Raw genomic sequence first — 16,276 nt, forward strand, 5'->3', positions numbered from 1 at the left:
AATATGAAAAAGGGATATAAAGTACTCATACAGAAGCTGTTTTTGCTGCTGCTTTTATGCTGCAGCAGCTTACCCATCCTGGCACAGCTCTCGCCCCTGAACATTGGCACAATCCCCAAGGGCAAACGCCTCGTCATTCAATATGAGGTAACTGTAAATAGCCCGCTGCCTGCCGGGCTGGAGCAGATTTCCAGCCAGGGTACGGTCAGTGGGGCAAATTTTACCAGCAAGCTTACCGATGATCCTGCCACGGAGATAGCCAATGACCCTACGCTGACGGAGCTGGATGGCCCTCCGACGGTTCTCAGCATCAACCGGCATGAACCTGCAGAGGAGCTTACCAACGCTACCGAAGTAGTTTTTCGGATACTATTCTCAGAGCAGGTGAGCGGGGTGGATGTCAGTGACTTTGCTTTAACAACCACAGGAGCAACAACTGCTAGCATAGCCTCCCTGGCCGCCTTTGGCACTGAAGGCACAACCTATGATGTGACGGTAACTACCATCAGTGGAGATGGTACAGTGCGGCTGGACCTGAATAGCAGCGGTACGGGCATCGAAGATGCGGCGGGGAATACATCCGGAGGCTTTACAGGTGGTCAAACCTACACCATTGATCAGACAGCACCCACACTTTCTCCTGTTACTATTGTCTCAACCAATGCAAACCCTGCCCTGGTCAAAGTAGGCGATGTGATTACCCTTAGCTTTACAGCCTCGGAAGTCCTGGGCGGCACACCTTTGGCAACCATTGCCGGTCAGGCAGCAACAGTCACACCCGGTAGCGGTATTTCCTATACTGCCACCTACACCATGACCTCCTCTGATGCGGAGGGCGTTATTGGTTTTTCAATCAACGTTCGGGATGTTGCCGGAAATGCCGGTGCGGAAGTCACTTCTACTACCAACAGCAGCAGCGTTACTTTTGACAAAACCGCTCCAACTGTAGTCAGCATCAATCGGCAGGATCCAAGTTCGGCCATGACTACCACAACCAGCGTACAGTGGCGGGTTATTTTCTCAGAGACAGTGTCAGGTGTTGATGTCGCTGATTTCCAACTCACCTCCACGGGTACAATCAGCGGGGCCACCATCAGCAGTGTCTCAGCCTCCTCAGGTGCAGCCATTGATGTGACGGTATCCAGCATCTCAGCCACAGGGGGCAGCACGCTGCGGCTGGACCTGAAGGCTAGCGGCACTGGCATCGTTGATGCAGCCAGCAACGCCATCAGTAGTGGTTTTACCACTGGTGAAGTATATACCTTCGGCTCACCTCCGCAAATTACCACCTGCCCTACAAGTAGTAGGGTAGATGCAGAGGCTGGTAAATGCTATGCATCGGTGAGCTTTGCCGCTGTGGCAAGCGGAAGCCCGGATCCTACTGTTGTCTATACAATTGGTACTACCGAGATAAGCTCTCCCTACCTATTTCCTGTAGGGGTGACAACTGTAACGGCAACGGCCTCTAATGGGATATCGCCCAGCGCTACCTGCCAATTTACGGTAACTGTGGTAGACAACGAAGCCCCTGTTATCTCGGGTATCTCGGCTAGCCCGGCCGTGCTGGCCCCGCCCAACCACAAAATGCGAGATGTCACCATTAATTACAGTGTGGCAGACAACTGCACTGCAGTTGTAGTTACGGAGCTCTCTGTCACCAGCAATGAACCCACCAATGGCACAGGCGATGGTGATACCGATGTGGACTGGGAGATTATTGATGAGCATCGCATAAGGCTGCGCGCTGAACGTGCTGGTTCCGGCGATGGGCGTATCTATACCATTACCATTACCGCTACAGATGAGGCAGGCAAGCAGTCGCAGGAAACAGTACATGTAGTGGTGGCTCATAACATTACCTCACCTGTGAGCGGCAGTTCCTACAAAGTAGGCTCAACAGTTGCCCTGAAAGGAAGCTTTTGGGATATCCCCGGTAACCGCCATACCGCCCAATGGCAATTGGACGGAACAACCACCAAAGCAACCCTGACAGAGCCTTCTGGTATGAAGAATGGTAGCGTGGCCGGAAGCTATAAATTTACCTCTCCGGGTGTATACAAGGTACGCATGAATGTGACGGACCAGCATAAGGTGACCACCTATGCAACCACCAATGGAGACCTGGAGGCCATTGTGGTAATCTATGACCCCAGTGGCGGGTACACAGTAGGGGGCGGCTGGTTCTATTCACCACAGGGAGCCCTTTCCGCAAACCCGCGGGCCACGGGTAAGGTGAGTTACGGATTTACATCGGCCTATTATAAGAAAGCTACCATACCAAAAGGGGAGACGCAGTTTGAGTTTAAGGCGGGAGAATTTGAATTCAATGCTCTGAATTTTGAATATTTAGCCGTTTCCGGAGCCAGGGCACAGTTTAAGGGCTCGGGTAATGTGGTAGGTGATAGAAGCGGTTATGCTTTCATCATGACGGTGATCGATGGCGATGCCCCTGGGGGTGGCGGTGTAGATAAGATTCGCATGAAAATCTTCAACAAGAATACGGGAGAGGTTATCTATGACAATGAACGTGGCGCTAGCGATGCGGCAGACCCCTTTACAGCAGTAGGCGGCAACAGTGTCATTGATATTATCGGCAGTTCCACCAGGACAGTTACTGCAAATCGGCAAGCAGATACTTCCCTGGAGGGTGAGCAGCCTCTATTTGAGGTAATGGCGTTTCCTAACCCCAGCCTGCGCAGCTTCAGGGTGAGCGTGCGGAGTGATTCATATCAACAGCCCATTGCGCTCTATGTGTATGACCTCACCGGCAGATTGGTAGAGACCAAAACCATCACTGATGACTCAGCTGTGGAGATAGGTGAGAAATATCCGCTGGGCACCTACCTGCTGTGGCTGGTACAAGGCAAACGGTATGAGCAGGTTAAGCTTATTAAGCTAAAATAGTATACCAGCTTACGCAAATTATATGAAGCTCCTGATGGTGTATCGCCATCGAGAGCTTTGTTTTTTGCGTCTAAAGAATTCTTCCAGTCGAGTTGAGAGGATGGAAGTTGTTGAAAGGAAGGTGTATCGTCTGAGCGCAACAGGCTCAGCAAGGGAACACATGGCTGCAGCAGTGGGGTAGCCAAACATTCGCGGGTAAAACAGGGGTATGCAAAAATGATTTCCCCAGAAGGGTTCAGCTGCAGCCCATGTACCACTGGGGCATTTACTCGCTTGCCATCCGCCAGGGACTCCGGATGTATTTCATCAGATAGGGTTGATCTGGACATATACTACGGCTACTGCAGGCCACCCCTCTCACTCAAAGTTTACCGGAATGGGGTAGGCTGTTTACTTGGCTCCATAGAACCTATACGCGACCTAATCTTTACCAGCATGTCTATGGTGCATACCTTTTTTACAATATGAGGGTGTTTACGGCTATCTGGCCTAGTGCTGTTCACTTCACCCTGCAAACAGCTATTTCCAAAAGCATGAGGGAGCTTCGTATTTTTTCCAATAGTAGATGATCCTACAGGATCAGGTAGGTTCTTGCCGTACAATGGGCTTTTGTGGTCGGGAGCTAGAACGGGTGGCGAAATTGACCAGCTAGATCAACACTAGTGAACCAGGCATGTTTGTAGAAGGTGTACGAGCTAGGAGCAGCTACCTGCCGCAGCAGAATCCCTTTTTGAATGCCTTCCAAAGCCCAAACCCGCTTGCCGCAGGGGTCTGATATTCTCCTACTCTAATGGTTGGTTAATGTCCCCCTTTCCAGGGATACTCAAAAAATTTTTCTTAAAGTCTCACTTACTATTTTTTATCTCACCGATAAACTCTATGTTTATAGTGTATTAGTGATGTAGTGCACTACTAATGAGAATTCACCAAATAGACTTGCCAGAAGAAATTCTCTCAGCAGTGACAGCCTACCAGAAAGATACCCGCAATGAAGATACCTATTTGACAGAGTCTCAGCTGGTGCCTGGTATCAGGGAGAGCCACCAGGCAGGTGCACCACCATCCACAGCCTAGGCATCAGCTGTAGTACGCCCGTGTCGAGATCTTCTTTACCTACTCCCTATTCTCTACCAATTTGCTATAACCCCCTGATCCTATGGAACTGCACATCCGAAACATCAGCAAAACCTACCCGGCCGGACGTTCCGCCCATGGCGTAAAAGCCCTCAGCGCTGTAAACCTCACCATTCCGGTAGGCATGTATGGCCTGCTGGGGCCAAACGGTGCAGGAAAATCTACCCTGATGCGTACCCTGGCTACCCTGCAGGAGCCTGATGAGGGCAGCATTACCCTGGGCACCCTGGATGTGCTCAACCAGAAAGATGAGGTGCGCCAGACGCTGGGCTACCTGCCGCAGGAGTTTGGGGTGTACCCCAAGATAAGCGCAGAAAAACTGCTCGATTACTTTGCGGTCCTGAAGGGGATCACCAGCCGGGCAGCGCGGCGAGAAGTGGTGGAATCGCTGCTGCGGCAAACTAACCTCTGGGATAAACGCAAGCAGCAGCTTGGGGGCTATTCAGGAGGGATGCGGCAGCGCTTTGGGGTAGCGGTGGCCCTGCTGGGTAATCCCCGGCTGTTGATTGTAGATGAACCCACGGCAGGGCTGGATCCGGCCGAACGGGTACGTTTTCTGAACCTGCTCAGCGAACTGGGGGAGAACAGCGTGGTGATCCTCTCCACCCACATTGTAGCCGATGTGGCGGAGCTCTGCACCAATATGGCCATCATCAACAAGGGAAACATCCTGCTGGAGGCTCAGCCGCTGCAGGCGGTTGCCTCCCTGAAAGGCAGGATCTGGCGCAAACTGATTGATAAACAGAATCTGGCAGCATTGCAGGCCGAACACAAGCTTATTTCTGCCAAGCTCCTGAGCGGCCGCACCCTGGTGCATGTCTACAGCCCCGAAGACCCCGGTCAGGGATTTGAGCCGGTAGCCCCCGATCTGGAAGATGTATACTTCAGCACCATGACCGGGCACTACACAGCCCCTCTTCAGGAAACAAAAAAAGAGGAGGCTACAGTATGATCCTTCAGCGAATATTTCGGCTTGAGTTTGGCTATCAGCTACGCCAGGTCTCTACCTGGCTTTACATGCTGGTTGTAGCCGTGCTTGCGTTCCTGTTCTTGATGGGCAATTTCATTCACGATGCGCGGGAGGGCTATTTTCTGCTGAATGGTCCCATTGTGCTGGCGACTTGTACGGTGCTTTGCTGCGTGTTTTGGCTGCTGATTGGCGGGGCAGTTGCCGGCCATGCTGCTGCCCGGGATGTGCAGAGCCGCATGTATTCCCTTACCTATACCGCCCCGGCCAGCAAGGCTGCTTACCTGGGCGGGCGCTTCCTGGCCGCCTTTAGCCTCAATGCACTGCTGCTGATGGCCATTCCTGCAGGCCTGCTGCTGACTATCTACCTCGCTGGGATAGAAGCAGAACTTCTTGTTCCCTTTGAGGCCGCTTCCTACCTGGGTCCTTATGTATACCTTGTACTGCCTAATGCGTTTTTTGCTACGGCTATCCAGTTTTCCCTGGCTACCCTTAGCCGCAGCGCGCTGGCCAGTTACGGAGGCGGCGTACTTCTTTTTAGTACCGCCTATCTGGTGGCCCAGTTTGTATATGAAGGGATGAATATGCCGGAGCTGGCCACCCTGATCGACCCGATCGGCTTTACGCCCGTCATGGACATGCTGGAAGTGTGGACGCCCATCGACAAGAATTCCCGCCAGCTGGGCCTGGAGGGGATGCTGCTGGTAAACCGCTTTTTGTGGCTGGGCATTTCCCTTGGCCTGCTGCTGTTCACCTATTTCCGCTTCACCTTTACGCATCCTTCTCCAGGCAAACAGGAGCGTAACAAAGTGCAGGTGGCACCGCCTGTACCCCCTCTGGAAGCCCTACGATGGGAAACACGCGCAGCCTTGCCAAAGGTACAGGGCCTGTTTGGCCTTCAGGCACAGGTATACCAGGTGGGCTATCTCAGCTGGAAATCATTTCTGCAGCTGGCCAGGAGCCGCAGCGGCCTGCTGCTGCTGGCAATTATTGCGGGGATAAGCTGTCTGGTCCTGCCCAATAACATGAAGCACCTGGGCGTGCCCATGCTGCCGAATACAGGGTATTTACTCAGCTTTATCACCGCAGCCCTTACGCAAGCCGGCACCTCCTGGCTTGTTATCATGCTGCTGACCATTTTCTGGGCCGGCGAGCTGGTCTGGCGGGAGCGGGAAGCGGGCCTGGGGGATATGGCAGGCGTAACTCCCGTTCCGGAATGGGTGCTTTTTCTGAGCAAGTTTGTGGGGCTAAGCCTGCTTCTGGTGGTATGGACGGCGCTGTTGATGGCCGCCGGACTGCTGGCAGAGCTGAGCATGGGGGGCGCAAGGCCGGAGCTTGGGCTCTACCTGAAAACCCTCTTTGGGCTGCAGCTGGTCGATGCGCTGCTCTTTGCCCTGCTTGCCCTGGTGGTACATGTGCTGGTGCATCAGAAATGGGTGGGCCACCTGGCAATGCTCCTGGTCTATGGGTTCATCACCCAGGCCCCCAGCCTGGGGGTTGAGCACAAGCTCCTCATTTTCGGAGCCGATACGGGCTGGTCCTATAGCGACATGCGCGGCTTTGAGCCCCACCTGGGTCCCTGGCTCTGGTTTAAGGGCTACTGGCTGGCCTGGGCGCTGCTCCTGGGCGTAGCGGCAACGCTGCTTTGGGTGCGCGGCAGAGAGACTGGCACGGGAGCACGGCTCCGGCTGGCCAGAAAGCGTTTCAGCGCCACAACAGCCCTGGTAGCAGGGGTGGGGGCCGGGCTTCTGCTTGTTACCGGCGGCTTTATTTTCTACAATACCCATGTGCTGACTGACTACACCAGCGCCTCCGAAGCGGCCGCCTGGCAGGCCCGTTACGAGCAGCGCTACAGCAAATACAGGGGCCTTCCGCAGCCCCGCCTGGCCAAAACCAGCCTGCAGGTAGAGCTCTATCCCCGGCAACAGGCAGCAGAAATTCAGGGAACCTACCTGCTGGTGAACAGGCATGGCGCTGCGCTGGATTCCATTCATATCCATACCGCTGCAGGGGTCATAACAGACTTCCTGCACCTTGACAGAACGGCTGTTCCGGTAATTTCAGATAAGGAGTTCGGCTACTATACCTATGTGCTGCAAGAGCCTCTGCAGCCTGGAGATTCGCTGCAGCTCAGCTTCAGGCTGCAGTTCAGCGGGCAGGGGTTCAGCAATAAGGGCGCAAACGCGTCGGTGGTGGCAAACGGCACCTATTTTCGCAACTACCACTGGCTGCCTGCCCTTGGTTACCAGACCACGCTTGAACTAAAGGAGGCTGCAGCACGGCAGGCGCACGGACTTGCTGCACGTCCGAAAATACCCCTACTGTGGGATGTAAGTGCACGTCAGGAGCTGTTCTGGGACCATAAAACCGCTTTCGAAGCCATTATTGGGACTGATGAAGATCAGCTGGCTGTTGTACCGGGTACCCTCCAGCAGGCATGGAAAAAAGAGGGGCGTGCCTACTACCGCTATGCTACCGACGCACCAATTCAAAATGAATGGGCGGTCTTTTCTGCCCGCTATGCGGTGCATAAAGCGCAGTGGCAGGATGTTGCCATACAGCTTATCCACCACCCGGGGCACAGCGCTCATCTGGAGCGTACGGCCAGCAGCATAGCGGCTTCCCTGGATTACTACAGCAGCCAATTTGGCCCCTATCCCTACAACCACATCAGCTTTGTGGAGCATCCTGGTCCGGGCAGCGGCCTGCACGCCTCGGCCATTAATGTCTCCTACCTGGAGGGCTTTTCCTACCTCCGTCCCGAAGCCGATGAACGTAATCTGGATTTTGCCTTTGCGGTGGCGGCGCATGAAGTAGCCCACCAGTGGTGGGGAAATCAGCTGCTGTATGCTCATGTCGAGGGTGCAGGACTCCTGACGGAGAGCCTGTCCTGGTATTCGGCCTTTGGCGTGGTAGAGGAAACCTTTGGTCAGGAGCACCTGCAGCGGCTACTGGCAGTGATGCGCACAGCCTATCAAACACCACAAAGCCGTGCCGATGTACCCCTGCTGCGCGCACATTCTGCCTATCATACTTATCGCAAAGGACCCTTTGCCCTCTATGCCCTTAGCGAGTACATCGGCAGGGATCAGGTAAACGGGGCGCTGCGGCACCTGCTCCGGAAGCATGCCGCAAAAACAGGCGACCTGCCCACCAGCCTGGACCTCTACCAGGAGTTGCAGCGGGTTACGCCAGACTCGCTCCAGTACCTGCTGCACGATCTCTTTGAGGCAAACACCTTCTGGGACCTGGCCGCCAGTCAGGTACGCGCCCGGCCTGCCCAAGCCGGCACATGGGAGGTAACCCTACAGGTACAGGCCAGCAAAATGGCAGTGGACAGTATGGGTACGGAAACGCCCCTTCTGCTGAATGACTGGATAGAGATTGGAATTTACGGCCCTGCTGAAGAGGGCGCTAAACCCCTCTACCTCCGGAAGCACCGCATCACTTCCGGCAAACAGTCCATTACCGTACTGGTCCCTGAAAAACCTGCCAGCGCTGGCATAGACCCCCGCCACCTTATGATCGACTGGAAGCTGACCGATAACACCGATGCAGTGGTATTGGGCAACTAAGGGGATACGGCCCTGAGCCACAGGGTGAGGGGGAGGGCATGCCTGCTTTGCTGCCGGTACAGAAGCAAGGGGATTGCTATCTGGACAGCCTACTTAGTCTTTTTCAGAAAAAGATGGTGCATCACTGCACCAATTGCAGCAATCTGTAGGGGTATGTTTAATGTTCATTTGCAATTGCAGCAAAGCTTCAGTACCCTTGCTGGTAAATCTTTTTTTAGCTGCATGATGATGGAGTCCATGCCTGATTTTTCGCTTTCTGATAGGAATTTTCCCCACCTGAAGCGGTTTGGTGCCTACCTGTTAGGGCATCATCTGCAGGAAGCCGCAGAAGTAAACCTTGCACTGGCCAGGCAGGCAGAAATGCCGCTGTTAACCCTGTTTGCCCACCTGAGTGAGCAGCAACTGCTGGAGGTTGTAAAAGAGAACCTGGCTGTGTTTTTACACCATCTGAGTGAGCATAGCGCGCTGGAGCATGCACTGGACGCCCTGCACAACTGGAGAAAAGATTCACTTCCCACAATTCCGAGAGCGGGTGTTGCCACTGCTGATCTGATCCTGGGCTACCATGTACGTAAGCAGGTACTGTTAAGCTTTGTAGAGCGCTATACACAGCAGGTGCCTGAGGCTGTGGCCATTGCCAGAGAACTGGATCTTCTTTTTGCCCATACTGAAAAGTATGCCTTTGGCCTGTACGTAGATCTGCAGGAGGAAATGCAGGGAGCCGTTCTGCACGAGCTGCAGGAAAAGAATAAGGAACTGGCTACTGCCCTGGAAGAGCTGCAGGCGGCAGAGGAGCAACTGCTGAGGACCAATAACGAGCTGGAGGTGCGGGTGCAGGAGCGCACGGCAGCCCTTTCGGCCAGTGAGCACCAGCTGCTGACCATTACCGATGCCTTGCCCGGTCTTATCACCTATATCGATCGGGAGGAGCGATACTGTTTTATCAATAAAACATTTGAAGACTGGTTTGGCATAGCACGCTCCCAGGCAATGGGCAAAAGGCTGCCGGATGTACTGCCACTCTTCTTAGGGAAAGAAGGGGGGGCAGCCGCCTACCGGGAGATCAGGGGATACATCAGGCGTGCCCTGGCAGGGGAGCAACTGCAATACGTTGCCCGGCTAATTACCCGGGGAGGAGCGCCAAAGCATGTGCTGGTACATTATGTGCCGCAGCGGGAAGGGGGCCAGGTACTGGGCTATTATGCCCTGTTTACGGATATTACGGAGCAGGTAGAGGCCGAGCAGGCCCTTAAGAAAAGCGAAGCCCGCTTTAGCAACCTTTTCAACCAGAATACGGTTGGGATGGCCGAGGTAGACCTGACAGGAAAATTTGCGCTGGTGAATGACTGCTACTGCCAGTTGGTAGGACGCAGCAGGGAGGAGCTGTACCAGAAACGCATGCAGGACATTAGCCATGAAGGAGATCTGCCCCATAACATGCAGCTTTTCCAGCAAGCTGTTAAAACAGGTAGCCCTTTTACCATAGAAAAGCGGTATACGCGTGCCGATGGGACGCAGGTTTGGGTGAGAAATGCGGTTTCGGTTGTTAAAGATGATCATCATCAGCCCTTGTCACTAGTTGCGGTCTGCCAGGATATTACCAACAAAAAGGTGGCTGAGCAGGCCCTGCAGGAGAGCCGGAATCTGTTTCAGACCTTTGCCGATTCCATTCAAAGCCTGGCCTGGATGTCTGATGCCGGCGGACAGGTCCTGTGGTATAACCAGCGCTGGTATGAGTATACAGGCACCACCGCTGACATAATGCGCCAGCAGCAGGGTTGGGTGAATTTTCTCCACCCCGACCACCTTGATGCTGCCATGGCCCATGTACGATCAGCCAGGGAGAAGGGGGTAAACTGGGAGCTAACCATTCCCTTAAAAAGGGCTGATGGAGAATGGGGCTGGTTTCTGGCCCGTGCCATCCCCATCAGGGATCAGGCGGGCGCCATCATTCGCTGGATTGGAACCAGCACCGAAATTACCGAACAGGTTATTACCCAACAGTAGCTGCAAAAAGCCAATGCAGAAATTGTGGAACTGCTGGAGCGGGAAACCCTTGCCCTGGAGGAGGCCCAGCAGCAAAAAGAACGCTTGTACAATCTCTTTATGCAGGCGCCCTCGCTGCTCTGCATTAACCGGGGCAGAGACTTTGTCTATGAGCTGGCAAACCCCAGTTATCTGGATGTGTTTATGGTGGATGCTTCTATTATTGGCAGAGCAGCCCTGGATGTTTTTCCGGATGCCGATCCGGCCATTGTCCAGATCTATACCAATGTTTTTGAAACCGGGCAGCGCTTTGTCGGCAAAGAATTGTCGATCACCGGCGACTGGAAACGCAATAACAGCCCGTATACCCGCTACTTCAACCTGATCTATGAACCCCTGCGGGAACTGGACGGTTCGGTAAGCGGTATTGTGACCTTTGGCTATGAAGTAACCGAACATGTGAGTGCCCGCCAGGAGCTGGAGCAAAATGCCCTGCTGATGCAGGAAATGAATGAAGAGCTGAATCAAAAATACCTGGAGCTGGGCCGGATCAACAATGACCTGGACAACTTTATCTACACCGCTTCCCATGATCTGCGGAGCCCCCTTGTTAACCTGGAGGGATTGCTGCTGGCCTTAAATAAGCACCTCGCAGGCAGCATAACCCCCCAGGCAACTACTGTGCTCCAGCTGGCGGGTGTTTCCATTGATAAGCTCAAGAGAACCATCAAAGACCTCACTGAAATCACCAAGGCCCAAAAGGGGGTAGACGATGTGCGGGAAGCCGTTTCCTTTAAAGAGATCCTGGAGGATATCAAAACGGATCTGCCTCAGGAGTATGCAAGCCTAGGTGCTCTTATCCGGGAGGATTTTCAGGTGGATACCATTCTTTATTCCCGGGCAGGCCTGCGAACCATCCTGTATAATTTAGTGTCAAATGCCATCAAATACAGGTCTGCGGACAGGCCCCTGGCCATTCGCATCAGCACCTCCCGAAATGGCACGTATACACTATTGAGGGTTGAAGATAACGGCCTTGGCATCCCCGAGCAGCAGCTTCCCAAGCTTTTTTCCATGTTCACCAGGCTGCACACCCATGTGGAAGGCACCGGCATTGGCCTGTATACCATCAAGCGGGTAATTGAAAATAATGGGGGCAGAATAGAGGTTTCCAGCCAGCTGGATAAAGGCAGTGCATTTACTGTCTATATGGTGTAGGGGATGGGGGCCCTTGGGCCAACCCTCTGTACTCATAAGCGCTGCAAGAAGCCTTTGCGGTAGTACCGGCTACTCATGTTTCGTTTCACCGTACCATCACATAAAATCAGGTACATTCGCTTTGATGAGGCTGCCCTACAGCCCCCCTGCTTTGCGGAACTAGGCGTGAGGCCGGCTGTCTGATAGTTACTGGCTTAAAAAAGGCGGCCTGCTCACAGGCGGTTTGCTGGCAGGCGAGCACTGGAGGCGATCAACTACCTGGTAGCCAGGGGGGAATCTGCCAGCAGCAACACGCAGCTGCTGACAGCTGTACAGGAGTAGTATCAGGTGGAGGCTGCTGTAATAAATTCAGATAAATATTGATATACTGATATTTTGCATGTATCTTCCTTTTATGTTATGATACGCAGCCTGTGCATTCTCTAAAGCTAATGTTACTCCTGCTGGTGGTGCTGCCTGTTGGCGGCGCCCGTGCCCAGTCGGCCACGGCCGATAGCCTGCGGCAGGTGGTGGCCCTGCATCCGCGGGATACCTTTGGTATAAAAGCATTGGTGAAGCTGGCCGCAGAGGTAGCACGCAACGATCCGCCCAGGGCAAAAGCCTATGCCATTCAGGGCCTGCGCCTGGCAGAAGCCCTGCAGACGCCGGTAGGCCGCTCGGGCTGTTATTCCCTTCTTACTACCCATTACAGCAATGCCGGCATGCCGGATAGCGCACTTTTTTACCTGGATCACCTGCGCCTGCTGGCCGAGAGCATGCCCACTGACCGGGATAGCCAGATCAACTATTACTTTACGGCCGGGCTGTTTTATAAGAACAGGGGGGAATACGACAAAGCCCTTCCCTACATGCTCAAAGCGCTGGATCAGCTGGAAGCTGACAAACATCGCCTGGCCCGGGCAGGGCAATTGCTGAACATTGGCAATACCTACAACAACCTGGGCAACATGCGGCTGGCGGCCGACTACCATCTGAAGGCCCTCAAAGAGTTTGAGGCCCAGAACAATACCCGTGGCCAGTCGTTTTGCCTGCAAAGCCTGGGGAGTGACTTTCTGAAACTGCAGCAATACAAAAGTTCTCTCTATTACTTTAAACAATCACTAAAGTTAAAACAAGCGCTGAACGATGAGCGGGGGCTTATTACCACCCGCATTGGCATGGGCAATGCCTACCGGCAGCTGCGGGAGTTTGAAAAGGCTCAGCAACACCTGCAGCAGGCCCTGCAAGAGGCGCGCGCGCTCAACCAGACCCAGGATGAACTAAAAGCCCTCTATGACCTGGGACTGCTGCAGCTGGATCTGCAGCAGCGCGATAAAGCAAAAGCTATATTTCTGGATGGCTTGCCCCTTGCCCGGCAGCGGGGCGATAGCCTGCTGAGCAACAAATTCAGTGCCCAGCTGGCAGCCCTGCAGCAGGATTCGATCCGGGAACTGCAGCTGGAAAAAGCCCTGACCAGCTCTGTGACCATGGCGCGCCAGGCCGGCGACCTGGAGTCTGAGGCCGATGCTTACCTGAAACTGGCCGAGTGGCATGCCGGCAAAAACCAGCACGAGCAGGCGTTTGGCCTTTTAAGCCGGCACTATCAGCTGAAAGACAGCATGGCAGGGCTACAGGTGCTGCTGCAGTTTAAACAGCTGGAAGAAGAATATGCGCAGGAGAAGCAGGCCAAAGAAATTATGCTGCTGAAAAAAGATCAGGAACTGACGCAGGCCATAATTGCCCGGCAGGCCGCCCGGCAGAAGATCATCAGCCTGGTGCTGGCGGGCTTGATACTCCTAGGCTTTGTACTCTTTAAACACTACCAGACCCTAACCCGTACCAAACGGGCCATGGCCATTGAGCGGGTGCGCAACAGCATTGCCCGCGATTTGCATGATGATATCGGCTCGGCCCTCTCCAGCATCCACATCAACAGCCGGCTGGCGCTGCAGGACCCCTCCCGTACCCAGGCCCATCTGCAGCGCATTGGCGAAAGCGCCGCCGGCATGCTGGAAAGCATGAGCGATATTGTCTGGTCCATCAACCCCGAAAACGATACCCTGGAAAAAATGCTGGTGCGCATGAAGGAGTTTGCGGCCGATATCCTGGAGCCTAAAAACATCAGCTACAGTTTTCAGCTCTGTGAGGAGCTGGGCAGAATCAAGCTAGCGGTAGAAACCCGCAAAAACCTGTACCTGATCTTTAAGGAAAGCATCAACAACGCTGCCAAGTACAGCGAGGGCTCTTCGGTGGTCATCACCATCAAGTTGCTCAACAACTGCCTGCACCTGTGCGTGCGCGACAATGGCAAGGGCTTTGATTTTGCTGCGGTGCGGCCTGGCAACGGGCTGCTGAACATGGCAGAAAGAGCGCATGCCCTGCGGGGCCAGTTTCAGCGCCAGAGCGCGCCGGGCCAGGGCACCGAAATTGTGGCCGCGCTTCCCCTCACATGATTAGGGTATTGCACTGGCTTTCTTTTTCACCCAGTTTTAGCCAAAGAAACCGCCATGGCCACAAAGCTTTTAGTGTACGAGGATAATGAGTTGTTACGGGAAAGCCTTAGCGGCTTAATTTCCCTGAACAGCCGGCTGCAGCTGCTGGGCGCCTTTTCGGATGTGCTATCGGTGAAGGAAGAGGTGCTGCGCTACAGGCCCGATCTGGTGATCATGGACATTGAAATGCCGCAAATGTCGGGCATTGAAGCCGTGAGGAAAATAAGGTCGTTTCAGGCGGCCCTGCCCGTGCTGATGCTTACCGTTTTTGATGATAATGTGCATGTGTTTGAGGCCATACGGGCGGGAGCCTCAGGCTATCTGTTGAAGAAGCACATAGCCTCCCGCCTGTTCGATGCCCTGGACGAGCTGATGGCAGGGGGCGCCCCCATGTCGCCCAGCATTGCCAGAATGGTGATCAGCAGTATGCACAAGCAGGGGCATGGGGCCGACTACGGGCTTACCAGCCGCGAAAAAGAGATCCTTACAGAACTAAGCAGGGGCAACAGCTACAAGCTCATTGCCGCCCAGCTGGGCATTAGCCTGGATACCGTGCGCACCCATATCAAGAATATTTACGAAAAGCTGCACGTTCATTCCCAGACCGAAGCCGTTTCCAAAGCCATTCAGGAAAAGCTGGTGTAAGCCGTGGAGGCGTAGGCAGGGATATGGGCACTGGTAGCAGCAGCGGTTCAGGATCGGAGCAACTACAGCTTTCCAATCACAAACATAGTTAGCTTCTCATACAGAGGTTTTATGCAGCGCAGCCTTTTATCAATCGTTCAGTCTGGCGGGCAGGTATTGGCCTGGATGCTTATTATAGGGCTATCCCTCTATTTTTTTATGGATAATGTGGTGGCCTATCTGTTTGGCTACCGAAGTCCCATTTTCGGCAGCAGCCTGCTCAATAACCAGCTTTGGGTTGTGATGCACCTGCTGGGGGGGAGCCTTGCCCTGCTGTTGGGGCCGTTGCAGTTCTGGCCCTGGCTGCGCAGGCGCTCTCTGGCCTTGCACCGGGCAGCCGGCAGGGCCTACCTGCTGGGCATACTGCTGATTGGGATCAGCGCCCTGCGGCTTTCGCTGGTAAGCCCCTGCGTTCCCTGCCGAATTTCACTCCTCCTGCTCACCCTCTTTACCCTACTGGCCAGCGGCCTTGCCTGGCGGGCCATTCTGAAAAGGGATATACAAACACACCGGCAGATGATGGTCCGAAGCTATGTGTGTGTGCTGGCCTTTGTAGCGGTGCGCATTGATGATGTTTTTTCCCTGAATTTTCTGTTTGGCAGCCTGGAAGACCCCCTGCTCAGGCGGGTGGTCAATGAGTACTTTTTCTCTTTTGTGCCCCTGATCCTGGCTGAGATCATCATGGTGTGGTGGCCAGCGGCTGCTACAAAAAAGCCAGCCCGCAGGCGCCCGGCAACCGCCGCCTGACCGCTGCCCTGGGCCGGCAGAGTTGCCCTCGATAGGGGTTGGTACTGCCGCAGAGCGCTCTCACATCATTGCGGTAGGTGCAGTAGCCAGAGGTTCCCTACTTTTAGTGCCAGCACCCCTATAGGAACGTACACCTAATTTTTTAACCCATGGAGCCACTCACATTATCCCCTGCCGCAGAACAGCAGCCGGCCCCTACCAGCGCCAGCCAGCGGATCGATGTTCTGGATAGTCTGCGCGGCATTGCCCTGCTGGGCATTCTGCTCATGAACATTCCGGCTTTTTCCAGACCCTATGGGAACGATCCTGCCATCTTTGGCGAAACCGGGCTCAATTTCCAGCTCTGGTTTGGCGTTGACTGGATTTTTGAAGGCACCCAGCGGGCCCTGTTTTCGCTGCTCTTTGGGGCCGGCATTCTCCTGTTCATGAACAGCCGCAGCCGCCAGGCCGATGGCGCCACGGCCCAGGACCTTTTTCTGCGCCGGCAGCTGTGGCTTATTCTCTTCTCCCTGTTTGATATCTACATTCTGCTCTGGCATGGCGATATTCTCTTTGATTATGCTTGCCTGGGGCTGCTGGCGCTGGCCTTT

9 protein-coding genes are annotated in these 16,276 nt (G+C 54.4%); all 9 read left to right on the forward strand.

The features are described from left to right. Positions 1–3: 3 nt before the first annotated feature. On the forward strand, positions 4–2,904 hold the full coding sequence (locus tag ADICEAN_RS21110) for an HYR domain-containing protein (RefSeq protein WP_009195490.1): 2,901 nt from the start codon (positions 4–6) through the stop codon (positions 2,902–2,904). A gap of 1,156 nt (positions 2,905–4,060) precedes the next feature. Further along, positions 4,061–4,990, forward strand: coding sequence for an ABC transporter ATP-binding protein (locus ADICEAN_RS10120; RefSeq protein WP_009195491.1), 930 nt, complete (start codon positions 4,061–4,063; stop codon positions 4,988–4,990). Beyond that, entirely contained in the window at positions 4,987–8,580 is a 3,594-nt protein-coding gene (locus tag ADICEAN_RS10125) for a M1 family aminopeptidase (RefSeq protein WP_009195492.1), read from the forward strand. Before ADICEAN_RS10120 ends, ADICEAN_RS10125 begins: the two co-directional genes overlap by 4 nt. A gap of 222 nt (positions 8,581–8,802) precedes the next feature. Next, a complete protein-coding gene (locus ADICEAN_RS21115) occupies positions 8,803–10,587 on the forward strand; it encodes a PAS domain-containing protein (RefSeq protein ID WP_161622686.1) in 1,785 nt (594 codons plus the stop codon). Between the two features lie 24 nt (positions 10,588–10,611). After that, a complete protein-coding gene (locus tag ADICEAN_RS21120; protein ID WP_009195494.1) occupies positions 10,612–11,784 on the forward strand; it encodes a sensor histidine kinase in 1,173 nt (390 codons plus the stop codon). Between the two features lie 431 nt (positions 11,785–12,215). Continuing rightward, positions 12,216–14,216, forward strand: coding sequence for a tetratricopeptide repeat-containing sensor histidine kinase (locus ADICEAN_RS21125; protein ID WP_009195495.1), 2,001 nt, complete (start codon positions 12,216–12,218; stop codon positions 14,214–14,216). A gap of 54 nt (positions 14,217–14,270) precedes the next feature. Next, a complete protein-coding gene (locus tag ADICEAN_RS10145) occupies positions 14,271–14,900 on the forward strand; it encodes a response regulator (protein WP_009195496.1) in 630 nt (209 codons plus the stop codon). Positions 14,901–15,011: 111 nt separating this feature from the next. Then, the gene (locus ADICEAN_RS10150; protein ID WP_009195497.1) at positions 15,012–15,686 is read left to right on the forward strand and encodes a DUF2306 domain-containing protein; all 675 of its coding nucleotides are present in this window, start codon (positions 15,012–15,014) and stop codon (positions 15,684–15,686) included. A 149-nt stretch (positions 15,687–15,835) separates the two neighbouring features. After that, positions 15,836–16,276: DUF418 domain-containing protein (locus tag ADICEAN_RS10155; protein ID WP_040396656.1), on the forward strand; the 441-nt coding region annotated here is incomplete at its 3' end.

This window comes from Cesiribacter andamanensis AMV16 (assembly GCF_000348925.1).
GTDB classification, from domain to species: domain Bacteria; phylum Bacteroidota; class Bacteroidia; order Cytophagales; family Cyclobacteriaceae; genus Cesiribacter; species Cesiribacter andamanensis.